Consider the following 24,623-nt stretch of genomic DNA (forward strand, 5'->3'; position numbering starts at 1 on the left):
AAACCGATATACAGAAGCTCTTCAAACAGAGAAAGGAGCATATATAGTGGAGGAAGACGCGAACTACGACATCATCCTGCTGGCTTCAGGATCGGAAGTATCGACACTCGTTGACGGGGCAAAACTGCTGAAAGAAGACGGCATAAAAACTCGTATTGTTTCCGTTCCATCCGAGGGAGTATTCCGCACACAAAGTAAAGAATACCAGGAAACCGTATTGCCGCAGGACAAGAAAAAGTTCGGATTGACGGCCGGGCTACCCGTGACATTACTTGGGCTCGTTGGCGACAATGGAAAAATTTGGGGTATGAATTCTTTCGGGTTTTCCGCTCCTTACAAAGTACTTGACGAAAAACTAGGCTTTACACCTGATAATGTATATAAACAGGTCAAAGAATATCTGAAGTAATATAAAAAACAAAAAACAATGACAATTACGATACAAGGAGATAAACCGATAGGATTGGCTAGCGATCATGCTGGATATTCTATAAAGCAATATATTATCAGCCTCTTTGATCAACAGGGAGTTAAATATATTGACTATGGAACTTATTCTACAGAAAGTACCGATTATTCTGACTATGGTCATAAATTGGGAACAGCTATTGACAATGGCGAATGCGATTTTGGTGTTGCTGTTTGTGGTACAGGCAATGGCATTAATATGACATTGAACAAGCATAAGAAAGTACGTAGCGCGCTTTGCTGGAATGTAGAAATAACTCAATTAGCAAGAGCACACAATAATGCGAATGTACTTGCATTACCGGGAAGAATGATTTCTCCTGAGGAAGCTTCTCAAATGGTAGAAGCCTTCTTCAATACTCCTTTCGAAGGAGGAAGACATCAGAGACGCATCGACAAAATCCCTTGCATCTAATCTGGTTATTATAAATAAAATAAATGGAGGCATTTCGTTAGAGTGCCTCTATTTTTTATATATTCTAAACTTCTATTTTGAGTAAATAGTCAACATCGGCAAAAAGAGCATGCAACAATAAACTATTCTCGATATATACTCGAATCATACGCTAGATTTACTATTTTTGTGTATTGCTATTTATATAAACATAAACACTATGAAAGGAATTATTCTTGCCGGAGGAAGTGCTACACGACTTTTCCCACTCTCTAAAGCAATATCGAAACAGATAATGCCTGTGTACGACAAGCCAATGGTTTATTATCCGCTATCAACACTTATGCTGGCAGGTATTCGGGAAATATTGGTTATATCTACTCCTCGTGATCTCCCTATGTTCAGAGAGCTACTCGGCACAGGGGAAGAACTAGGCATGAAATTCGAATATGTGACACAAGAGGTTCCGAACGGGCTTGCACAGGCTTTTGTTCTTGGAGAGAAATTCTTGGATGGTGAGCCGGGTTGCCTTATCCTCGGCGATAATATGTTTCATGGGCAAAACTTTTCGCAGATGCTAAAAAAAGCGGCCTCTATCGAAACCGGCGCCTGTATATTCGGATACTACGTAAAAGATCCTCGTGCATACGGTGTTGTAGAGTTTGATGAGTCAAAAAAAGTGTTATCTCTGGAAGAAAAACCTCAAAAGCCAAAATCAAACTATGCTGTACCGGGACTATATTTTTATGATAAAACGGTAACAGAGAAGGCTAAAGCTTTAAAACCATCGGCAAGAGGTGAGTATGAAATTACAGACCTAAATAAATGCTACTTGGAAGAAGGAACGTTAGAAGTACAATTATTTGGTCGTGGTTTTGCATGGCTTGACACAGGAAATTGTGATAGCTTACTAGAGGCAGGAAACTACGTAGAAACAATACAGAATAGACAAGGATTCTATGTTTCTTGTATCGAAGAAATTGCATGGCGCAACAAGTGGATTGATGATGATCAGCTGGCTACCCTTGGGCAAAAACTAGATAAAACAGCTTACGGACAATATATCTTAAGTTTGGTCAAGTAAAAATCACATAAAAATAGAAACACATTATATCAACAAGAAATCGTATACTGAAAAATGAAATTTACGGAACAATCCATCAAGGGAGTCTGGGTAATAGAGCCTAAAGTATTTAATGATGAGAGAGGATACTTTATGGAGTCATATAAGAAAAATCTTTTCGATGAGCACATCGGTAAGATTGATTTTATTCAAGATAATGAATCTAAGTCTACTCGTGGAGTACTAAGAGGATTACATTATCAAATAGGAGAATATTCTCAGGCTAAATTAGTTAGAGCACTTAAGGGATCTGTTCTGGATGTTGTAGTTGATTTAAGGAAAAGCTCTCCTACTTTTGGACAATATCTGGCAGTAGAGCTAACAGAAGAAAATAAAAAGCAACTATTTATGCCAAGAGGTATTGCTCATGGTTTTTTGGTGCTTAGTCAAGAAGCGATTTTTTCTTACAAAGTAGATAACGTATATGCTCCTGCACATGAAGCGTCTCTACTGTGGAGTGATCCATCAGTCGCTATCAACTGGGGAATAGATGAAAAAGAACTAATCTTATCACCCAAAGATAAAGCCGGAAAATTGTTATCCGAAGCTATTTTATTTGACTAAGAGTAAATGGCAAAAACAGTACGAAAAAGGGTAAACAGGAGAAAATCTAAAAAAAGTAATTTAAAGAAATATATCCTGTCGATGAGTGTAGCTGTATGCTTAGGTATTGCAGCTTTCTTCGTTATTAAAGGATTTTTTGAAGAACCCGAATCTTTCGATTCTAGTAAATATTTTGTGAAGGGTATAGATGTTTCACATCATAATCCAATTCTTAATTGGGATAATGTAATGGAACAAGATATAACATTCGCTTATCTTAAATCGACAGAAGGGACGACACATGAAGACCGGAATTATCCTTTCAATTATGATCTGGCTCGAAAGTCTAATATAAAGGTAGGCTCATATCATTTCTATACGTTTGCCTTATCGGGAGAAGAACAGGCAAAACATTTTCTTAAAACAGCAAAATTTAATAGCGGAGACCTGATTCCTGCTATAGACGTGGAACATTCTCCGGCAAACCCGTATAGCAAAGACAAAGAATTTGTAGGTACTGTTGTCAAAGAGCTTAAAATAATGGAAAATAAGCTCTATGAACATTTTGGAGTTCATCCTATAATTTATACCAACAGAGACTGTTATAAGCTATATATAAAAGGTAATTTCACTAAGAATATTATATGGATGTGTGATCTACACAACGAGCCATCAGACGATGTTAATAACTGGAAAATATGGCAATTTTCCCATAAAGGAGAGTTACCGGGAGTAGACGGGCATGTTGATTTGAATTACTATCGATATACATTCAACGAGTTTAAAGAATTATTACTACCTTGAACACTCAAAATTAAGCTGATGAAGTATCTATATATTGCCATATTCGCCTGTTTCTTTTTTACATCTTGTTTTAAGGAAGATAAGTTCGAGAGCTCAAAGAAGGGAAACTTCGAGGCTCTTTGGCAAATTATGGATGAGCATTATTGCTTTTTTAATTATAAGGACGTAGATTGGAACGAGGTCTATAATCGTTATTCGCAACGTATAAGCGAAAATATGGATAACGATGCATTATTTGCTGTCTTAGGCGAAATGCTTGCGGAGGTACAGGATGGACACGTAAATCTAGTTGCCTCGCACAATGTAGCTCGTTATTGGAAATGGTTTGAAGATTATCCCGACAACTTCGACTCTAAGATACAAAAAAACTATCTCGGAACAGATTATGGTATTGCGGGAGGACTTAAGTACAAGCTGTTGGATAATAATATAGGATATATATATTATGGCAGCTTTTCGAGTGGTATCGGCGAAGGAAATATCAATCAAGTGCTCGACCGGTTTGCACTATGTGATGGTATCATTCTCGATGTGAGAGATAATGGAGGAGGCCTGATGTCCAATAGCGATAGACTGGCATCCCATTTCTTTAACGAAAAAACATTGGTTGGTTATATGAGACATAAAACTGGAAAAGGACACGATGACTTTTCCAAACCATATGAAATATATGTAGAACCGACAAATGGTGTCAAGTACCAAAAGAAAGTGGTTATACTTACAAATCGTAGTTGCTACAGTGCAGCGAATGATTTTGTTAATGCTATGCGATATGCTCCCAATGCAACTATAGTTGGCGACAAAACCGGCGGAGGAAGTGGACTTCCATTTTCTTCAGAATTACCGAACGGTTGGTCTATACGTTTTTCTGCATCTCCTATCATGGATGCAGAAATGAATCAACTGGAATTTGGAATCGATCCGGACATTAAAATAGACATGACAGAAGCAGATATGGACAAGGGTATAGACACAATAATAGAAAAAGGGAAAGAAATAATTAAAAGCTCTAGCGAAAACCTATCTTTTTGAAATTAAAAAATCTAAATACAAACCAATTACAAAACATATAACGCCACACAGGTGTTATACAACATATAATAAAGATCAAAATGATTTATTAAAATATAAATATTTTGAAATTCATTTTGTATAACTTTGTATAAAGCAGAGATTTCATCTACAAACCTGTAAAACATTAATAATCATGCCTAAAGTTACAAAAGAAGCCGCCTTGAAATATCACAGAAGTGGAAGACCCGGAAAAATAGAGGTTGTACCTACTAAGCCGCATAGTACTCAAATGGATCTGTCTCTGGCATATTCTCCGGGGGTGGCAGAACCATGTCTCGAAATAGAAAAAGAGCCTCAATTGGCGTATGAATATACGACCAAAGGGAATCTAGTTGCTGTTATTTCGAATGGGACAGCAGTACTTGGGTTAGGCGATATTGGCGCACTGGCAGGCAAACCTGTCATGGAGGGCAAAGGGCTCTTATTTAAAATATTCGCAGGTATTGATGTTTTTGATATTGAGGTGGATGAAAAAGATCCTGAAAAATTCATCCAAACAGTAAAGGCAATTTCTCCTACTTTCGGGGGTATTAACCTAGAGGATATAAAAGCACCCGAATGTTTCGAAATAGAAAGAAGATTAAGAGAAGAGCTTGATATTCCGGTAATGCATGACGACCAACATGGCACAGCAATCATTTCTGCAGCAGCTTTGATAAATGCATTAGATATAACGAATAAAGATATATCCAAAATAAAACTTGTAGTAAATGGAGCCGGAGCTTCTGCCATAGCATGTACAAATCTGTATATGAGATTTGGTGTGAAAAAAGAAAACATCATTATGTGCGATAGCAAAGGTGTAATCACTACCAAACGCCCTAACTTAACAGATACTAAAAAAGAATTTGCGATCGATAGCGATATTACAACGCTAGAACAGGCGATCGAAGGAGCAGACGTTTTCTTAGGATTATCTACTGCTGATATTCTTACAAAGGAAATGATACGGAAAATGAATAATAATCCGATAGTATTTGCTTTAGCGAATCCGAATCCTGAAATTTCGTACGAAGAAGCAATGGAATCTCGCGATGATATTATTTTTGCTACCGGCCGTTCCGATTACCCCAATCAGGTAAATAATGTTTTGGGATTTCCATACATTTTCAGAGGCGCATTAGATGTAAGAGCTACAACAATAAACGAGGAAATGAAACTCGCTGCATCTAGAGCGATAGCCGACCTTGCAAAAGAGCTGGTTCCGGATGTTATTAATTCAGCCTATGAAATAAAGAAATTGACTTTTGGAAAAGACTATATTATCCCGAAACCGCTAGACCCAAGATTGTTAACATCAGTATCCACCGCCGTAGCCAAAGCCGCAATAGAGAGTGGAGTAGCTCAAAAGACAATCACCGACTGGGTAGAGTACCAAAACAGGATATCAGAGATGATGGGATACAGCAACAAGCTAATCCACCGTCTGACAGCTCTTGCCAAAAGCGAAAGAAAACGTGTTGTATATTGTGAAGGAAACCACGTTAATACTATAAAAGCTGCCATTATTGCGTATAAAGATAATCTGTGTGAACCTATTTTACTGGGTAGTGAAGAGCGAATACAAAATATAGCCAAAGAGAATGGACTTGACCTCAATGGAATAAAAATAATAAATCACAGAAATATATCTGAGGATGTACGCAGAGCACGCTATGCTCAGCTATTGAGCGAGAAGAAGTCTAGAGAAGGTATCCGCTACCAAGAAGCATTCGAGAAAATGAGTGACCGCAACTATTTCGGAATGATGATGGTAGAGACTGGCGATGCTGATGCAGTTATCACAGGGATATATAGCCACTACCGTGAGTTTGCAAAAACAGCATTGGAGGTCATCGGATTAAAACCTCAGTATAAACATTTTGCAGCCATGCATATTGTACAAACAAAAAGAGGCCCTTATTTTCTTGCTGACACACTTATTAATCGTTGGCCGGAAGAAGATGTATTGATCGAAATAGTAAAACTGGCACACGACACTGTACAATATTTCTCTACTGAGCCGGTGATTGCAATGCTCTCGTTTTCCAACTACGGAGCTGATGATAACGGAAGCCCTAAAAGTATAGCAAATGCAGTAAGATATTTTCATGAAAATTATCCAGATTATAATATTGATGGAGAAATGCAGCTGAATTTTGCGATGAATAAAGAGCTAAGAGATAAAGCATTCCCATTCAACACTCTTAAAGGAAAGGATGTAAATACATTGATATTCCCCAATTTAAGCTCAGCCAATATATCCAGTAAGCTATTGATGGAGTTGGGTATTGCAGGTGAGAGCTTAGGACCAATTCAGATGGGATTGCGCAAAGCTGTCCACTTTACAGATATAGAAAGTTCAGTAAGAGACATAGTCAACTTAACGGCCGTAGCTGTTGTAGATGCAATTGCAAACAGCCTACAAAATAAGTAAGTATGTTGCTTCGGGAAATATTGAAGGGTAAAAAGCTATATTATACTGATCATAAGAAAAAGAATGCAACTGACTTTAACTCCGGTACAAGATTCGGACATCGAGTTATTAAGCGAATGGTTACATAAGGACTATATCCTGCAATGGTACCATGATGCTGATGAATGGATTCATGAAATAGAAGAAAGAGAAGGAAGCTTTAACTTCTTATCTCACTATATTGTCCTTGAGAATAATAGGCCTATTGGATTTTGTCAATTTTATGATTGCTTCGACGCCAAGGAAGATTGGTATTCGGTGGAATGTCCAAACAAAATATATAGTATTGATTATTTAATTGGAGAAGAAAATTTTCTAAGGAGAGGATATGGCAAAGAAATTGTGAGAATTCTTACAAATAAAATAATCCGGGACAAAAATCCAGAGGCAATAATAGTTCAACCGGAACAAGAAAATGTAGCATCATGCAAAGCTCTTTTAGCCAACGGTTATATTTATGACTTAGATAATAATTATTACATACTAAGATGCTTATAAGTATTATTCAATTGAATGTGTAATAACTAAGGTTTATTCTTTAGTGAAGATTTCATGGAAATTGTTAGCTTTACACAAAACAAATCAGTATGAATAAAAAACATAAAGGAACCTGCTTATGTGGTAAAGTTGCGTTTGAAATAATAGGGACTTTTGAACGTTTCTTCCTCTGCCATTGTGAATATTGTCGTAAAGATACAGGCTCTGCCCATGCTGCAAACTTATTTTCTACGACAGCTAAATTAATATGGTTATCAGGAGAAGACAACATTAAGACCTTTGATTTCGAATCATCAGGACATATTAAAAGTTTCTGCCTCGATTGCGGCTCTGCACTTCCAAATATTCAGATGCATGGAAGTTTGCTTGTTGTTCCCGCAGGCTGCCTTTATACAGATATTTCTATTGTCCCACAAGGTCATATATATTTTTCGCACAAGGCTAATTGGGATAATGATTTACACAAAATTCAAATATTTGAAGAGCTCCCATTATAAGTGATATAAGTCGTTCATAAAATATTAAGTACTTGTTTGGAAATAGAACAAAGAATCTAACTCTTTTGTGAAGATTGGAGAGAAATTGTTAAATTTATGGAATATTTTAAAAGATAGTTATGATAACCAAACAGAAAATTACAATATATTTAAAGTATCAAAATATAGATAACTTTGCTCGTTTTGCTAATGCTAAAGAGAAAAATATATTGGTAGATAAAGATTGGGCTCTTATCGAAAATTTAATACAAGATATCCATTTATTAAAAAACAATATGTTGTCTAGTGAAATGAGAGATAAAATAGAAAACAAAATCAAAGATTATACGGAAGACGAAAATGAACTTCATGAGAAATATAATATATGACTTTGCTCGTTTTGTAAGAGCCAGAATCAGATTTTACTTCCTTAAACTCATAGGGTTTCCTAAACCACTTAAATATTTAGAAGGTAATTCTAATGACTATGCAAATAAGATTAGCCACGGATGCATTAATACTATTATAGGAATTGCTTACTTATATTTCACATATTTTAATTAAAATAAAATCCCCACACATTTCTGTATGAGGAGTTTAAAATTATTGTGGAGCATATCGGACTCGAACCGATCACCTTTAGACTGCCAGTCTAACGCTCTAGCCAGATGAGCTAATGCCCCCGATGAAAGCTGTGCAAATATATACAATTTTCGCTAATAATGCCAGATGTATAAATAAAAAGAGAACTTAACTCTATTTAACTGTATACTGCGAGCAATATTCCACAGCAGACTTAATATCTTCCGGATTATCAAAATCCAGCTTATTTTCCTTAATATATTTCTTGATTTCTTCTTTGTGAACTTTAAATAACTTTGCTAATGAGTCTGGTGAAGAAAAGCGCTTCTGTGTATTATTGATCTTTATATAATAGAAATTATCAGGCTTGTAATTAAATTTCTCGGAAACGTTCAGTGGAATAGCACGTCCTTCTTTGTTAATTACACTTACACTCGTAATAGCACTTGTTGTAGATGTCATACCATAACCACTCGGTTTTCCCTCCGATACAGCTTTATATCTCCATTGTATATAAAAAATGAAGTTATTATAATTAATCCGTTCGTAGAATAAATTGCCTTTTATTTGCTCAAACATTCGCCCTTCAATATTGATATATGAAATATCCGAAGGATTGACTATCTCTAGTAAAGCATTATCCGAAGGTGAGAGGAAGAGCATTCTTTGATTTAAAGGATCATAATTAAGTTTTGCATATACAACTGCGCCATTTTTATATACAGCTTTTCCATTTTTAAATTCATCGAATATATATACATTGTCTTCTTGAGCTTGCAGTTCCAATGATACCCAGAAGAGACTAAAGAATAATGATAGAAGAAGATATTTGTTTTTCATAACAGGCATTTATTTAAAGCTTTAACAAAGAAAATAAAGTATTTATTAATCTACAAATAATTCAGTATTTATTCTACTTAAACAGTGAAAGTCCTGATAGTTTCAGGACTTTCTTATATTATGTTATACAGAAAATTCAGATCAAATATCCACAACGAACTTTTTTAGCTCTAAACTCAATAGAGGTTGGGGTACCGATTGCTTTATTTCCGAAATTATTATATCCAAAACTCTTTCTCTCAAAAATTCTTTACGAGTAACCAAGCTGATTTCTCTTACCGGCGAAATACCTTTCAGTGGACGCACATTCTTTTTTTGTTGTTCGGTAAGATCTTCTATTGCCATTTCGGGAATAATAGTAAGCCCGCTATTGTTATCTACAATATTGATCAATGTGCTTATGCTTCCTGCTTCATAAGAGAATAAAGAATGTGAGCTTTTACGCTTACGCATATTACAGATTCTCAATATTTGCCCTCTGAAACAATGAACTTCTTCAAGCAACCACAAACGGTTTATATTCAGATCATCTTCTTCCAGCTCTTTTTTTGCATAGAGTGACGTTTCGCGGGGAGAAACGTAAGCATAGAATCGTTCGTAATATATAGGATGTTCCGATATTTTGTCATTTTTCAGAGGTGTAGCCAATATCGCTCCATCTAAAGCCCCATTCAACAACTTCTCTATTATCTGACCGGTTGTAGTTTCTTCTATTACCAAAACAATATCATAACCATTTTCGTCATGAACCTTCATAAGTTTCGGCAATAAATAAGGCGCGATAGTAGGGATTATACCCAATTTAAACACTCCTTGTACTATTCCTTTTTCTTCTTGGATTATTTCTTTTATCTGCTTTACTTGCGATACAATGACACGAGCCTGATTTATGATCTGAATACCAATAACAGTTGGCTGAACAGGCAACTGACTACGATCAAATATTTTAACCCCCAGTTCATCTTCCAATTTCTGGATCATCATACTTAGGGTAGGCTGCGTTACAAAAGAGGCTTCAGCCGCTTTTGCAAAGTGGCGGTGATTGTCCACTGCAATAATATACTCCAGTTGCTGTATGTTCATATCTACGGTATTTAGTTAGTGTTAGTATTCTCTTTGTCCAAATATTGAAGAACCTACTCGTACTATAGTAGCTCCCTCCTCCACTGCTATTTCATAATCATCAGACATTCCCATAGAAATTTCGGAAAACGAATCAAAATCATGGAAATAATCTGCTTTAAGTTCATCATAGAATAGTTTCAGGCTACGAAACTCTGTTCTTATGAGGTCTACATTGTCCGTAAAGGTAGCCATACCCATTACCCCTCCAATATATGCACACTTCAACTGCTCCCAAAGACCTTCATCCAGCATCTGCCGACAAGTATCAAATGATAAGCCATATTTAGAATCCTCTTCTGCAATATGAATTTCTAAAAGACAGCAAATACGCTTATTTACACTTGTTGCCTGCTTATCTATTTCCTGTAAAAGCTTCCAACTATCAACACTATGAATAGTATGAACATATGGAACGATTGCTTTCACTTTATTTGTTTGAAGATGACCTATAAAGTGCCATTCTATATCTTGTGGCAACTTACTATGCTTCAGATCTACCTCTTGCATCCGACTTTCACCAAAAACCCGTTGACCGTTATCATAAAGTTTCTGTATAGCTTCTACAGGATGAAATTTAGATACAGCGACAAGTTTTACAGTCTCAGGTAAAGTCTCTTTTATTTTATGTAAGTTATCTGATATATTCATTTCAAGCCGGTAACACAATATAATTTATCAACCATAATTTTATGGCAAATCATACCAATACTACTTTCTTCTTTTCGTCTTCTGAATAAGGAAACACATCCATAATAGTAGTCTCGGATAATGAAGCAATAGTATAATCAGCCAAGGTTCCCTCCATGCCTTTTTCTACAACCTTCAGTGCTTCTTTTATATCAGATGCCTGAGCTAGCATTTGTACTGCTGTTTTCTTTTCCGTTCCACTTTTTTCATCCAAACTAATAAACATTACTTTAGCTTTAAAAAAACGATCTCCATTATCATTAAAGAATAATTCAGACAATTTAGCTCTTTTAATATCTGCTATTGTAAATTCTCCGGATATATAAGGTTTTATTTCTTCAATTATACGGGCTTCCGCCTCGGTGAAAGATAGTGCATCTACTAAATATGGTTCAGTTACTTTCTTTTGCATACCATTTTCCAGTACTTTTTCGTAGCTTACTTTGCATTCAAACCAATTATGCATATAGTCTAGGTTATTGTTTTAATCTATAATTTATTGATACAAATATAAACAATTTAATTCATTATATCTATCAATTGATAAAAGTTCTCTATTGCTTAATTATAAGATTCTTCTATCACAAAAAAAAGAAAATAAAGAACAAATCTATGTATATTTAAGCTATAAAAATCTATATTTCTCAAAAAATATTTAACCTCATCTTTTTTATTATTATTCAACTTATGAGATAGTAATAATAACATAAAGGCAGGATATTTTAAAATAATAAATTAATATATATGTTAGAATAAAGAGAGCTTTCTGTCTCAAAAAAAGCCTGCAATTACACTGCAGGCTTTCGTTTATTATTTAAATAATTTCTATATTATTCTCTGTCTTGATATTTATAATCGTTCAGCAGTTCTTGAAGACGTTTACGAGCAAAGAAAATACGACTCTTAACCGTACCTATTGGTAAACCTAGTTGTTGAGCAATTTCTTCATATTTATAACCCGACACGTGCATTGTAAAAGGAACTTTATATTCGTCGGCAAAACTATTTATCACTTTTACTATTTCAGATACCGTATATGCGCCTTCTGGTGTATCAAAACCTGAATCTTGAGGTAAATTTAAATGATATAAATTTTCAGTTTGATCTATCATAGTCTGACTGCGAACTACACGACGATAGTTATTCACAAAAATATTATGCATGATAGTAAAAACCCAACCTTTGAAGTTTACGTTTTCATAATATTTCTCTTTGTTGTCCAAAGCACGTAAAGTTGTTTCTTGCAACAAATCTTTCGCCTCTTCTCTATTGGATGTTAGAGTTAGTGCAAAGTTCAACATATTATTTTGCAAGTCTATTAACCTGTCTTCAAATCCTTTATAAGTATTATTTAGTGTTGTCATTTTTTTGTAATTTTTAGTCGGCTAATGCAAATTAAGTAATCTTGTATGGCTTTTTAAGCCAAAATATAGTAAAACAACGCTTTGTTTTATAATCTCTTTTCATTAATTCTTAAAACAAATATACTCTTTTTTTCATCAACCAGAAAAAACTTTATAAAAATATACTTTTTTTCAGAAAAATAAGCAAAGACAAAACACATAAACAACTGATAATATGCATTCTCAAATATTATTTGAATATTAATATAAGTTATAAATTATTTCTATAAACTTCATTAATTAATCAAAATAAACCTAACATACTACGACAAATTGTCACTCAGGTACTCTTTGGCATTTATTTTGTCTTAACAATACATAATTAACAAATATAACTGGTAAAATATTATACAACATGGAAAAAACTGGTAAAATTGGGGTTACGACCGAAAACATTTTCCCTATCATCAAAAAATTCTTATATAGTGATCATGAAATATTTCTTCGTGAATTAGTATCTAATGCCGTAGATGCTACTCAAAAATTAAAGACATACGCATCTTTAGGAGAATTCAAAGGAGAAATGGGCAGCTTGTCGGTAAGTGTATCTATTGACAAAGACAAAGGTACTCTTACAATCTCAGATAAAGGTATTGGGATGACCGATGAAGAAATAGACAAGTACATCAATCAAATAGCATTTTCTTCAGCAAACGAGTTTCTCGATAAATACAAGAAAGACGCTAATTCTATTATTGGACATTTTGGATTAGGTTTTTATTCATCTTTCATGGTATCCAAGAAAGTAGAGATCATCACCAAGTCTTTCAAAGAAAATGCTCAAGCGGTAAAATGGAGTTGCGACGGATCTCCTGAATTTACGTTAGAAGCTGTAGAAAAAGCAGAAAGAGGGACTGACATTATTTTATATATAGATGATGAGAATAAAAACTTCCTCGAAAAAGCAGAAATAGACAAACTATTAAAAAAATACTGTCGCTTCTTACCTATACCCGTAATATTCGGAAAGAAAACAGAATGGAAAGACGGCAAATCTGTAGAGACAGAAGAAGACAATGTTATAAATGATACAAATCCCCTATGGACACGCAAACCTGCCGATCTGAAAGATGAAGATTATAAGAAATTCTACCAAGACTTATATCCTTTCTCTGACGAGCCGATGTTCTGGATACATCTAAACGTTGATTATCCGTTCAAGCTGACAGGAATATTATATTTCCCTCAAGTTAAAAGCAATATAGACCTCAATCGCAACAAGATACAATTATATAGCAATCAAGTATTTGTTACCGATTCAGTAGAAGGTATAGTTCCCGAATTCTTGACATTGATGCATGGAGTCTTGGATTCACCGGACATTCCTCTTAACGTTTCTCGCTCGTATCTGCAAAGTGATCAGAATGTAAAAAAGATATCCAATCATATTACTAAAAAGGTTGCAGACAGGCTGGAAGAAATATTCAAAAACGATCGTAGTCAATTCGAAGACAAATGGGATAGTCTCAAGCTCTTTGTTGAGTATGGCATGCTTACCGACGAGAAATTCTACGACCGTGCTCAAAAGTTCTGTTTATTGAAGAACGTTGACGGTAAAGCATTCACATTTGAAGAATACAAAACACTTATATCTTCTGATCAAACAGATAAGGATGGCAATCTGATTTATCTATACACCAGCAACAAAGAAGAGCAGTTCTCTTACATAAACACAGCGAAAGACAAAGGATATGATGTAATCTTATTTGATGGTCAACTAGATGTACATATGGCAGGACTGCTTGAACAGAAGTTTGAGAAGAGTCGCTTTGTTCGAGTAGACAGTGACACAGTGGACAATCTGATCTTGAAAGAAGACAGCAAAGAGATCAATCTAACTGATAAACAAAAAGAAGAGTTGAATGAAGCCTTTACTTCTCAACTACCGAAGATTGATAAAACTGAATTTACTGTCGACTACAAATCGTTGGACGAAAAGGCACAACCAATACAAATAACTCAGAATGAGTTTATGCGCCGTATGAAAGAAATGTCTGCTATGCAGTCGGGTATGGGATTTTATGGTGAGATGCCGAACAATTATAATCTTGTATTAAACATCGAGCATCCATTAATAAAAAAGATAATGGCTGATATAAATAACAAAGATAAAGAGGCGGTAAGTGCTTATGCTAATGAGAATAAAAATATCCGTCAATTGATAGATTTAGCTCTGCTGTCAAACGGTATGCTGAAAGGTGAAGCTTTGAGCAACTTTATCAAGAGAAATATGGAAAATATATAATCTACAGAATATATTAAATTTAACAGGCAATAGCGGAGCTTAATGTCACTAAATAAAGAAGACATTTTGCTCCGTTTATTTATTGTAATAAATTTTCAAACCAAAGTTTACTTCCGTCCAAAATCTGCGGGAATCTCACCCCATTCATCAGTTTTCCATTTAAGGATTGTAGTTGTATAAGTATTTGTTTTAAGCCAGTTCTCGGCACGTTCTATCATGTAGAAAAGAGATTCATTTTCGGGAATCCGCTCCAGCTTGGTCTTACATTTCTTTTCTTTTACCCACTTTATTGCATTTACACTATCTGAATAAATGGGAATAGAAAAGCCTTTCTGCTTCAACAAAGCCAAGCCGTGTACCAATGCGAGGAATTCTCCAATATTATTTGTCCCTTGCTCAAATGGTCCTTGTTTGAAAATCTCCTCCCCGGTCTTCACATATACTCCGCGATACTCCATCAAACCGGGATTGCCACTACAGGCGGCATCGACGGAAAGGCTATCTTTTATAATCTCGGGAATGTTATGTATCGAAACTTGCTTCTTTTTTTCAGCATTCTTACCTACATACAACCAAGGACTTTCATTGTAAGCTTTCTCAGCCTCGAGTTTCGATGGAAATGATTTATAAATAGCACCATCATAACCTTCTACCTGAGCCTTGCATTCTGCCCATGAAGAGTAGACACCGGTCTTTACTCCATTCCACACCACATAAAAATTCTTCTTCGCCACCTTATTCCAACAGTATATATCACAAAAATATCCGTAAGCTGTACTTACAGATATTCTAAATCTTTTATTACTCTAATTATTTTTCGTTAAAAAAATCAGAAGCTTTTTTTCGTGCCTTATCTGCAAACTCATCAACCTTATCTACAAATTTTTCAGTATAACTTTGCGTATGCTTCGACACGTCTTCAAATAAATCTTTAGCCTTAGTTAAAAAATCTTCTGTTTTTCCTTTAAAGAATTTATCCCAGTCTATATCAAGACCTTCCTTATCCATATAATCTTTAACTACAGAAACAGCTTTAACGGCCTGTTCGTATGTAAGCCCAACCTCATCTTGCAGTTTTTTTATCAAGTTTTCCATGATTATAATTTTTGATGGTTTTTATTTATAGAAAACAACAATCAGACAGACAAAGTTCAGACTATAAAACACATACCAATAGGCTAGAATCTGAATCCGAACGAAACAAAAAAGTTTCGATTTTTTAATTCAGGACCGGTATATGCAATATTGTAGAGCCCATATTCGTACCCTATGTTTATTGTATATATATCATACACCAGACCAACTTTCGCGTTCAAGCCATAATCGAACCTTCGCCATCGGTCAGGAGTAAATGATTCGAATTCGACCTCAGGAACCGTTGTAACAACAGGCTTCCCTATATTATCGGAAATCACTGTAACGCTGCTTGTTGTACCTGTCCCTTTATATCCATAAGCGGCATATAGTCCTCCATTAATATTAAATGCCCATGACTTCGTGAAATACAATTCATATCCCAAATTAAAAGGCATCTGTATATAATTGCCTGTGGCATTATAATATCCGTCATAGGTAGTTACAGAAATATCACCATTTTTCTCTACAGTATGAATATGTCTTTTCAATCCTTTCTTAGTAACAAACAACCCTGTTTGAAGCTGCATATTACTCCAGAATTTATAATTTACATTGAACCCGATATTAACTCCTACTTTGGCTTGCTTATATGTATTTTCATTCTTAATATCCATTCCGGCGAGGTTTAATCCCACATGTATATCCGAAGTGATACGTTTTTTAGGATACTGAGCATTTATAGTTCCAATACTGCAAACAAACAAAGATATAAGTAAAAATATTTTTAAGATTGTTTTCATAAAGTTAGTATAGTTAATGCAAAGTTAAGAGAATTAATCATATATTAAAGTAAACAAACCTCTTTCATCAAAAATTTCGTTACTCACAGCCAGTATTTGTTCTGCCGTCACGGCTTCTATTTTTTGAGCGGTTTCCGCCAATGTATTGAAGTGATTATGATGCAAAAAATTCTTACCCAAGGCTAATGCCAGATTCTCATGATTGTCTCCCATCACACCTATCTGCCCAATGAGTTGCTTCTTGGCTGTACTTAGTTGACTTGATGTAAGCTTCTCTTTTCTTAATCTATTTAATTCTTTATGCACCAAACTGATACACTTATCCACATTTTTCTTATCACAGCCAAAATAAATTGAAGTTATCCCCGTATCGGTATATGATGTGATCGACGAGTCTACGTTATATACATAGCCTCTTTTCTCTCGTAAAGAGATATTCAAACGGCTATTCATTCCCGGGCCACCCAAAAGGTTATTCAAAAGATTCAAGACTCTTCTATTGGGGTCACACAATGAATATGAACGTCCGCCAATCAGAACATGTGCCTGCGAAGTCTCTTTATCCTCCCTCTTATTTACTGATGAGATGTCAACCGGCTTTATCCGCTGTATATCTGATTTTATATCAGGAATAGCCGACAAATATTTCTCGGCATAATAAACAATCTTCTTAAAGTCTGTTCTTCCAAGTGAAAAAAACACCATATTGGAAGGATTATAGAATTTGTTCACGAAAGCCTTAGCCATCTGCCCATCAAAGTTCTGCAACAGCTCGGCACTTCCTAATATATTATGCCCTATCTGGGACTGATCAAAAACAAGGTTTTCGAATTCATCAAAGATCAGTTCTGATGGACTATCTTCATACGAATGTATTTCGTCTATTATAACCTCTACTTCTTTTTCGATTTCCGATTGAGGAAAATTCGAATGAAAAGTAATGTCTGAAAGTAACTCTATCGCACGGCTAAAGTGTTGCTCAAGAAAGACTGAGTAAACAACCGTTTCTTCTTTATTAGTAAATGCATTGAGCTCTCCACCCACATTTTCCATACGGTTGATAATATGATACGCCCGTCTTTTATCCGTACCTTTAAACAGCATATGCTCTACAAAGTGAGCCATACCGTACTGATCGGGAGCTTCATCGCGTGTACCTGCATTGACTATAAAACCACAATAAGAAACATTACTTTCTATTGGTTTGTGCACAATACGAAGTCCGTTGGATAATGTATGAGTGAGATAATTTATCATTTCTTCATGTAAAACGCCCTTTCTTCAGGGCTTAATTTTTCTATTGAGTAACGCAACATCGTACGAGGCATCTCTTTACTATAACGATCGAGAAAATCAGTTAATTGCATTTTATCTCTCTTACCCATCTCTCTTAGCATCCACCCGATAGCTTTATGCATCAGATCGTGCTTATGATATAATAATCGTCGGGATAAATCTAAAATATCTTGATAATCGTTTCGACGGATAAATGCGAATGTGGCAATAATAGCAATACGTTGATCCCACAACAGAGAACTGTCTGCTAATTGATATAAGACTGACCTATCTTTATCTACAAGATACTCTCCAACAATATCTTTTGCACTGAGATCTACCAAGTCCCAGTTATTGATACGATGTGTATGAGCCAAATAAAAATCTACAATCTCTTGTTTTCTTGTCTCGTCCTTTGTCTTTTTAAATAACTCTACGAGAATAAGCAAAGCGCACAGGCGACACTCATGATATTCATTATTGAGAAGTTTTGCTACCTCTGTAAAAGGAATATCTTTATATTTCTTAGCTACTTTTCGAGTATCAGGAACAACAACTCCCAGAAACTTGTCACCTTCTCCATATTGACCTTTCCCTGTTTTGAAAAAGTACGGGAGAAATTCCCGTTTTTCAGGAGTTGAATAAGCATTTAGCTCTTCTTGTATCTGTTTAGCTATCATTATATTCTCTATAAAAGGTGACAAAAGTGACAGATTTCAGGCTATTTTCATTTGTCACTTTTTAAAGTTCATAAAAATAGCCTTCGATGTATAATAAGATAAATATTGATGTTTCAGATAAAGAGAAAACGGCTTATTTCAGTTTCCATTCGGCACCATCCTTGCCATCCTTTATTTCAAATCCAGCTTTAGCCAATTCGTTGCGAATCTGGTCTGATGTTGCCCAATCTTTATTTTCTTTTGCTTTTTGGCGAATCTCGAGCAATAAGTCCACAGCTTTACCAAACGCTTCATTATTACCACTGTTTGCACCTATTGCATCGTTACGGATACCGAGTATACCGAACAAAAAGATATCAAAGACTTCTTTAAGCTCATTTATATCTTCCTGACTCAATGTTATATTACCGGCATTTGCAGAATTGATTGTTGTTCCGGCTTCACATAGATGCGCTATTACAATTGCCGAATTCAAATCATCATTTAATGCCTCATAGCACTTGTTCCTAATATTTTTGACATCTACAGAAGATGTAGCTGAGACAGGAATTTTCTCTATACGTGCGTATGCATCATAAAGTCGTTCGAGGCTCTTTTCCGCAGCTTGCAGGGCTTCATTACTGAAATCTACTGTACTACGATAATGCGCCTGTAAAATAAAGAAACGAATTGTCATAGGGCTATACGCCTGTACCAGCATTTTATGAGAGCCTGTAAAGAATTCATCCAGTGTAATGAAATTCCCTAGAGATTTACCCATTTTCTGCCCGCCGATAGTTATCATATTGTTATGCATCCAGTACCTTACTACCTGATGCCTTTCCATTGCCGTATTCTGGGCTATTTCACATTCGTGATGGGGGAACATAAGATCGAGCCCACCTCCATGTATATCAAATTCTCGGCCAAGATATTTTATACTCATTGTTGAACATTCGATGTGCCACCCGGGAAAACCATCACTCCAAGGCGAAGGCCAACGCATAATATGTTCAGGTGCAGCTTTTTTCCACAGAGCAAAGTCAACTCTACTCCGTTTCTCTTCCTGACCATCGAGCTCACGTGTAGTGTTTAGCATTTCTTCGATATTGCGATGAGAAAGAATACCATAATCGTAATCCTTATTATATTTTTCTACATCGAAATAAACCGAGCCATTACTTTCGTATGCATATCCGGCTTTCAATATACCTTTGATCGCCTCTATCTGCTCTATGATATGCCCCGAAGCATGAGGCTCTATAGATGGAGACAGTACGTTCAAGGCATCCATTGCCTTATGGTAGCGATTTACATAATACTGAACAACTTCCATTGGTTCCAACTGCTCCAAACGTGCTTTTTTGGCTATTTTATCTTCACCCTCATCGGCATCGTTCTCCAAGTGCCCCACATCCGTGATATTGCGAACGTAACGCACCTTATAACCTAAATGTGTGAGATAACGAAATAGTATATCGAATGTTATAGCAGGACGGGCATGTCCGAGATGGCCATCTCCGTATACGGTTGGTCCACAAACATACATCCCCACATGCGGTGCATGAAGCGGTTCGAATACTTCCTTTTTTCGTGTCAGAGTATTGTAAACCAATAATTTTTGTTCCATAAACAGTCTGTAATTTTTTTAGCAATACAAAAGTAAGAAAATTATATAGAAGTAAGGAGGTTACACACCGAATATTAAGTGTGTAACCAAACCTATGTATTATTAAATATTTAGGGGTTATAGGTTTCTTTATTCCTATTACCGAAAACTCAATTTATATTCAATTGTTTGATTCCATCTGAAATTGCTCTGGTATAGTATCCATAATTTCAAAAAGTTCATCAACGGACTCTGTTCGCAACATCGCCACTCTTACTTTCTTAAAATCGGGCAACCCTTTAAATAATGAGCTTGCAGCCAAATGACGCCGACTGTGAATAATTCCGCCACGTTCCCCTGAATGAGCAACATTTTTGCGGATCATCTCTTTTAGAACATCCAAATACCATTCGAATTCTTTCTTCGGAAGCGTTTCACCTGTTCTCAAATAATGCTTCACCTCTTCAAATATCCACGGACTGCCGATACTCCCCCGCCCTATCATTACGGCATCTACTCCTGTTTCGTCGAAACGACGTTTGCATATTTCGGGACTAGTTACATCACCATTTCCTACTATCGGAATATGTATACGAGGGTTATTTTTCACATCGCCAATCAATTTCCAATCGGCCTCTCCTGTGTACATCTGTGAGCGTGTGCGTCCATGTATTGTCAAGGCTTGTATCCCTACGTCTTGCAATTGCTCTGCCAGCTCCACAATAATCTTTGACTCATGATCCCAACCTAAACGAGTTTTTACTGTTACAGGGATTTTTACGGCTTTTACCACTGCAGCAGTTATTTCAACCATCAGTTCGGGGGTTTTCATCATACCCGAACCAGCTCCTTTCCCTGCTACTTTCTTTACCGGACATCCAAAGTTTATATCCAAAATATTCGGATTGGCTTCTTCACAGATTTTTGCAGCTTCCACCATTGCATCGACTTCCCTTCCGTATATTTGTATAGCCACAGGACGCTCTTCTTCACTGATGGTGAGCTTAGCCTGAGTTTTATTCACATGACGAATAAGTGCATCGCTGGATACAAACTCAGTATATACCATATCTGCCCCAAATTGCTTGCACATAAGACGAAATCCCATATCTGTTACATCTTCCATAGGTGCAAGAAAGACAGGGTTTTCAGAGAATTTTATATTGCCTATTTTCATTATATTATAGTGTAGATTCTTATAGATATTTATTAAATATCGGGCACAAAGATAAGTATCTTTTATCAGAAGATAAAAAGATAGAATTGATCTTAACTATATTATAAACGCTGAGGAAATGAATATAAAAAGAATACAGAGAACAGAGACGAGACATCAACCTGTTTTTGTAGCACGCAGCATTTCTCTTTTTCCGGGAGGTCCGGGAAGTCTTTCAGTTTTGTAGCCTGCTTGTTGTAACATTCTACGCACAACACCTTTAGCACAATAAGTAACTAATATCCCATTCTGGGCTGTAACAGAGTACAATGAATCAAAGATTGATTGCGTCCACATTTCGGGCTGCTTATCGGGAGCAAATGCATCGAAGTAAATGAGATCGAAAGAAGATCTTAGTGAGGAGAAATCAAACTTTGTAAAATCACATTCTATCTTCGACAAATAAAACTCAGGTAAAATTTGAACTTCCTTATCCCAATCAGCATCATGTAGTTTATTATATAACACCTTAGCTTGCACTGAGTGTTTATCCGAATAGTTCAACTCCTCTATAATTGATTTAGGCAAAGGATATAACTCTAACCCTGTGTAATGAATAACTCTTTCAGTATTGGTTACATCCAATGCTGTCAGAAAAGCATTTAAGCCTGTTCCAAAACCAATTTCAAGAATATTGACACTCTCTTTTTTGCAATGATGCAATCCTGTCTTAATAAATACGTGGGTTGATTCTTGTATAGCTCCATTTACCGAATGATAGTGTTCATTCAGGTCGGACATGAAAAGAGTGTGAGACCCATCAGCGGTTAATTCTATTTTGGGTTTCACACTCATTTCTTTTTGTGTCTAATTATCACTTTTTTTCAATTAAAGCAACGGCGTATGCGGCAAAACCTTCCTCACGACCTACAAACCCCATTTTTTCTGAAGTTGTTGCTTTTATCGATATATCATCTACCGAGATTTCTAAAATCTCAGCCATCACTTTCTGCATCTGAGGGATATGAGGGTTTATTTTAGGACGTTCGGCACAGATAGTTGCATCTATATTGCCTATACTATATCCTTTTTCGGTTATCACCTCTAATGTTTTCTTCAATAAGATCTTACTGTCTATATCTTTATACTCTCCGGCTGTATCAGGAAAATGAAAACCTATATCACGTAAATTTGCCGCACCAAGAATAGCATCGCAAATAGCATGTATAAGCACATCAGCATCGGAGTGTCCTAATAGTCCCTGACTATGTTCTATCTTGATTCCACCTAACCACAAATCTCTATTATCAGCGAGGCGATGCACATCATAGCCAAAACCTACCCTTATCTTCATTATATCAAATAACTTTATCTACGAAACAATAATTTACTTAAATAAATTTTTCATTGCATCAATATCAAAACCTAGAGAAAAACGCAATGTTTGGTCTAGTGGATTTTGTTGAGCGGTAGCCAACAAATATGCTACATCCAGTTGGAATGCACTTAGCTTAAATCCTGCACCAAAAGAAAGATACTGACGATTACCTTTCATCTTGTTTTCGTGGAAGTAACCGGTACGTAAACGAAATTTATCATTATAATCATATTCTGCACCAAGCGACCATGCGATCTCTTTCATTTCTTCCGAGAATCCACCGGGAGCATCACCAAATGATTTGAAGATACCCGCTATCGGGTTAATATCTCGATAATCTGCCATGCGTTTACTGAATTCATCATTGGTTTCCCCTTCTTTTTTAACAGGAGGAGTTGGAACCAAATACTTGTTCAAGTCTGCACTGAATGATATTGTACTCACCTCGTTGATTGGATACATAAGAGAAGCACCTAAACGCAGATTGGTTGGTAAGAACTCGTTTCGAGAATCTCCGTTGGTAGAAATTTTCGTACCAATATTAGAAATATTGAAACCAAAACTTAGTAGACTTTCTGAACTCCCTGTACGGATATAAGATTCGTTATAACCCGAAATATCTGCGGCAAAAGCATTACCTACTGAAGTTTCTTCAGAAGCTCCTGTATAATCGGCACGAATATAACGCACAGTTACAGCTCCGGAAAAAGTCTCTGTCAATTTACGGGAATATGCTAAGTCAATAGCCAACTCGTTCGGACTTAATACAACACCATTAAAGTCATTCAAATCTGTGACAACCTTCACATCTCCGATAGAAAAGTAACGGATAGATGCACTTAATGCCTGATTATTTTCATTCCCTAATTTATAGTAACCAACACCATAAACTAGTGCTATATCATTAATGATCTTTCTCAACCATGGAGTATATGATATTCCAAAACCTGCCTTACTTGGGCTAAATGCATATTTAGCAGCATTCCAGTGTTGGGAATACACATCCGGTGCTGTAGCCACTCCGGCATCTCCCATCCCACCTGCACGGGCATCAGGAGCTATATTTAATGACGGCATAGCCGTTTGTATCGGATTCACGTCATCTTGTGCATACGCGCCTAATGCAAGTAATGCAAAAATATTTACAAATAAGATTTTTCTCAAAAGACTCTTCATTTATTCTACTATTTAAGTAATTAATTTATTTGCTAAGGTTTAATTATAGTTTGTTCGGATTTCTTATTTAATTATTCAGTATGTATAGATAACAATTTTTTATAATATTTATTGTTATCTAGTATAAATTTAACATTCTAATTTGTCAGCAAATAGATATTTCCAACAATTTCTCTCCTTCTATCTCTCCTGACAAATGATTTCCTATTTGCACCTTCCCTACTCCGGCGGGTGTGCCTGTAAAGATTAAATCGCCGGTTTTGAGCGTAAAAAACCGACTGGCGTATGCAATTATTTTATCTATCGGATGTATCATTTCGGTAGTGTTAGCCGATTGCACCGTCTTACCGTCAATAGACAAACTGAAGTTCAAATCATCCATCTGTTTGTCCCATTTACCTTTCGAAACAAACTGTCCTACGGCTGCCGAGTTATCAAAGGCTTTAGCTATTTCCCAAGGAAGTCCTTTTTTCTTAAGTTCAGATTGTATATCTCTTGCCGTAAAGTCGATACCAAGAGTAACTTCTTCGTAATACCGATGAGCAAATCGTTCTGCTATATTTTTACCCATCTTACTTATCTTAACTACAACTTCAGCCTCGTAGTGTATATCGGCAGAAAAATCAGGAATATAAAAATCTTTCTTGTCTCCCGAAAGCAAAGATGTATCGGGTTTCATAAAAAGAACAGGATCATCGTCGCTATTCGATAATGCCCTGTTCATTTCTTTATTATGTGATTGATAATTTTGCCCTACGCAAATAATCTTCATCTTT

General features: G+C 35.9%; 27 protein-coding genes and 1 tRNA gene. 11 read left to right on the plus strand and 17 right to left on the minus strand.

Going from position 1 to position 24,623, the window contains the following annotated elements:
• The 10 genes from BGO84_RS14255 to BGO84_RS14300 form a co-directional block, all read left to right on the plus strand.
• Positions 1-409 (plus strand): transketolase C-terminal domain-containing protein (locus tag BGO84_RS14255; RefSeq protein ID WP_291030172.1); only part of this gene is annotated, 409 nt, incomplete at its 5' end.
• 18 nt (positions 410-427) lie between these two features.
• Positions 428-883: a ribose 5-phosphate isomerase B gene (gene rpiB, locus BGO84_RS14260; protein WP_291030175.1), complete on the plus strand. Its 456-nt coding sequence runs from the start codon at positions 428-430 to the stop codon at positions 881-883.
• Positions 884-1,082: 199 nt separating this feature from the next.
• Positions 1,083-1,946, plus strand: coding sequence for a glucose-1-phosphate thymidylyltransferase RfbA (gene rfbA / locus BGO84_RS14265; protein ID WP_291030176.1), 864 nt, complete (start codon positions 1,083-1,085; stop codon positions 1,944-1,946).
• A 54-nt stretch (positions 1,947-2,000) separates the two neighbouring features.
• On the plus strand, positions 2,001-2,549 hold the full coding sequence (gene rfbC, locus BGO84_RS14270; RefSeq protein ID WP_291030178.1) for a dTDP-4-dehydrorhamnose 3,5-epimerase: 549 nt from the start codon (positions 2,001-2,003) through the stop codon (positions 2,547-2,549).
• Between the two features lie 6 nt (positions 2,550-2,555).
• Positions 2,556-3,332, plus strand: a complete 777-nt coding sequence (locus tag BGO84_RS14275) for a GH25 family lysozyme (protein WP_291030180.1) — start codon at positions 2,556-2,558, stop codon at positions 3,330-3,332.
• Positions 3,333-3,350: 18 nt separating this feature from the next.
• Positions 3,351-4,364, plus strand: a complete 1,014-nt coding sequence (locus BGO84_RS14280) for a S41 family peptidase (RefSeq protein WP_291030182.1) — start codon at positions 3,351-3,353, stop codon at positions 4,362-4,364.
• 175 nt (positions 4,365-4,539) lie between these two features.
• A complete protein-coding gene (locus BGO84_RS14285; RefSeq protein ID WP_291030184.1) occupies positions 4,540-6,822 on the plus strand; it encodes an NADP-dependent malic enzyme in 2,283 nt (760 codons plus the stop codon).
• A gap of 63 nt (positions 6,823-6,885) precedes the next feature.
• Entirely contained in the window at positions 6,886-7,359 is a 474-nt protein-coding gene (locus BGO84_RS14290; protein WP_291030186.1) for a GNAT family N-acetyltransferase, read from the plus strand.
• Positions 7,360-7,448: 89 nt separating this feature from the next.
• Positions 7,449-7,856 (plus strand): GFA family protein, encoded by a 408-nt coding sequence (locus BGO84_RS14295; RefSeq protein WP_291030188.1) that lies wholly within the window; start codon positions 7,449-7,451, stop codon positions 7,854-7,856.
• A 119-nt stretch (positions 7,857-7,975) separates the two neighbouring features.
• Positions 7,976-8,224, plus strand: coding sequence for a hypothetical protein (locus BGO84_RS14300; RefSeq protein ID WP_291030190.1), 249 nt, complete (start codon positions 7,976-7,978; stop codon positions 8,222-8,224).
• A 220-nt stretch (positions 8,225-8,444) separates the two neighbouring features.
• Here BGO84_RS14300 and BGO84_RS14305 read toward each other — a convergent pair.
• The 6 genes from BGO84_RS14305 to BGO84_RS14330 form a co-directional block, all read right to left on the minus strand.
• A tRNA-Ala gene (locus BGO84_RS14305) sits at positions 8,445-8,518 on the minus strand.
• A gap of 73 nt (positions 8,519-8,591) precedes the next feature.
• On the minus strand, positions 8,592-9,257 hold the full coding sequence (locus BGO84_RS14310) for a hypothetical protein (RefSeq protein WP_291030192.1): 666 nt from the start codon (positions 9,255-9,257) through the stop codon (positions 8,592-8,594).
• Between the two features lie 141 nt (positions 9,258-9,398).
• Positions 9,399-10,340: a hydrogen peroxide-inducible genes activator gene (locus BGO84_RS14315; RefSeq protein ID WP_006842748.1), complete on the minus strand. Its 942-nt coding sequence runs from the start codon at positions 10,338-10,340 to the stop codon at positions 9,399-9,401.
• 21 nt (positions 10,341-10,361) lie between these two features.
• Positions 10,362-11,030, minus strand: a complete 669-nt coding sequence (locus tag BGO84_RS14320) for a YggS family pyridoxal phosphate-dependent enzyme (protein WP_291030194.1) — start codon at positions 11,028-11,030, stop codon at positions 10,362-10,364.
• Between the two features lie 49 nt (positions 11,031-11,079).
• A complete protein-coding gene (locus BGO84_RS14325; protein ID WP_135104100.1) occupies positions 11,080-11,535 on the minus strand; it encodes a DUF4494 domain-containing protein in 456 nt (151 codons plus the stop codon).
• 364 nt (positions 11,536-11,899) lie between these two features.
• Entirely contained in the window at positions 11,900-12,433 is a 534-nt protein-coding gene (locus BGO84_RS14330; RefSeq protein ID WP_006842745.1) for an RNA polymerase sigma factor, read from the minus strand.
• 394 nt (positions 12,434-12,827) lie between these two features.
• Here BGO84_RS14330 and htpG point away from each other — a divergent pair, with 394 nt between their 5' ends.
• On the plus strand, positions 12,828-14,717 hold the full coding sequence (gene htpG / locus BGO84_RS14335; RefSeq protein WP_291030196.1) for a molecular chaperone HtpG: 1,890 nt from the start codon (positions 12,828-12,830) through the stop codon (positions 14,715-14,717).
• Between the two features lie 107 nt (positions 14,718-14,824).
• On the opposite strand, the gene BGO84_RS14340 is transcribed toward htpG, so the two are convergent.
• The 11 genes from BGO84_RS14340 to BGO84_RS14390 form a co-directional block, all read right to left on the minus strand.
• On the minus strand, positions 14,825-15,451 hold the full coding sequence (locus BGO84_RS14340; RefSeq protein WP_018074830.1) for a viroplasmin family protein: 627 nt from the start codon (positions 15,449-15,451) through the stop codon (positions 14,825-14,827).
• A 76-nt stretch (positions 15,452-15,527) separates the two neighbouring features.
• A complete protein-coding gene (locus BGO84_RS14345; RefSeq protein ID WP_135104098.1) occupies positions 15,528-15,812 on the minus strand; it encodes a hypothetical protein in 285 nt (94 codons plus the stop codon).
• Between the two features lie 83 nt (positions 15,813-15,895).
• Positions 15,896-16,594 carry a porin family protein gene (locus BGO84_RS14350; RefSeq protein ID WP_291030198.1) on the minus strand — a complete coding sequence of 233 codons (699 nt, stop codon included), beginning with the start codon at positions 16,592-16,594 and terminating at the stop codon, positions 15,896-15,898.
• Positions 16,595-16,627: 33 nt separating this feature from the next.
• On the minus strand, positions 16,628-17,851 hold the full coding sequence (locus BGO84_RS14355; protein WP_291030200.1) for a pitrilysin family protein: 1,224 nt from the start codon (positions 17,849-17,851) through the stop codon (positions 16,628-16,630).
• Positions 17,848-18,549, minus strand: coding sequence for a DNA alkylation repair protein (locus tag BGO84_RS14360; protein ID WP_291030202.1), 702 nt, complete (start codon positions 18,547-18,549; stop codon positions 17,848-17,850). The genes BGO84_RS14355 and BGO84_RS14360 overlap by 4 nt, the downstream gene beginning before the upstream one ends.
• Before the next feature lie 133 nt (positions 18,550-18,682).
• Positions 18,683-20,158 (minus strand): cysteine--tRNA ligase, encoded by a 1,476-nt coding sequence (gene cysS, locus BGO84_RS14365; RefSeq protein ID WP_291030204.1) that lies wholly within the window; start codon positions 20,156-20,158, stop codon positions 18,683-18,685.
• Between the two features lie 160 nt (positions 20,159-20,318).
• Positions 20,319-21,314, minus strand: coding sequence for a tRNA dihydrouridine synthase DusB (gene dusB, locus BGO84_RS14370; RefSeq protein WP_291030206.1), 996 nt, complete (start codon positions 21,312-21,314; stop codon positions 20,319-20,321).
• 156 nt (positions 21,315-21,470) lie between these two features.
• Positions 21,471-22,148, minus strand: coding sequence for a tRNA (5-methylaminomethyl-2-thiouridine)(34)-methyltransferase MnmD (mnmD, locus tag BGO84_RS14375; RefSeq protein ID WP_291030208.1), 678 nt, complete (start codon positions 22,146-22,148; stop codon positions 21,471-21,473).
• A 19-nt stretch (positions 22,149-22,167) separates the two neighbouring features.
• A complete protein-coding gene (ispF, locus tag BGO84_RS14380) occupies positions 22,168-22,647 on the minus strand; it encodes a 2-C-methyl-D-erythritol 2,4-cyclodiphosphate synthase (protein ID WP_135104091.1) in 480 nt (159 codons plus the stop codon).
• A 33-nt stretch (positions 22,648-22,680) separates the two neighbouring features.
• Positions 22,681-23,847: a type IX secretion system outer membrane channel protein PorV gene (porV, locus tag BGO84_RS14385; protein WP_006842734.1), complete on the minus strand. Its 1,167-nt coding sequence runs from the start codon at positions 23,845-23,847 to the stop codon at positions 22,681-22,683.
• Positions 23,848-23,992: 145 nt separating this feature from the next.
• Positions 23,993-24,619 carry a fumarylacetoacetate hydrolase family protein gene (locus tag BGO84_RS14390; RefSeq protein WP_291030210.1) on the minus strand — a complete coding sequence of 209 codons (627 nt, stop codon included), beginning with the start codon at positions 24,617-24,619 and terminating at the stop codon, positions 23,993-23,995.
• Positions 24,620-24,623 lie beyond the last annotated feature (4 nt).

The organism is Dysgonomonas sp. 37-18 (genome assembly GCF_001899125.1).
In the GTDB taxonomy this organism is placed as follows: domain Bacteria; phylum Bacteroidota; class Bacteroidia; order Bacteroidales; family Dysgonomonadaceae; genus Dysgonomonas.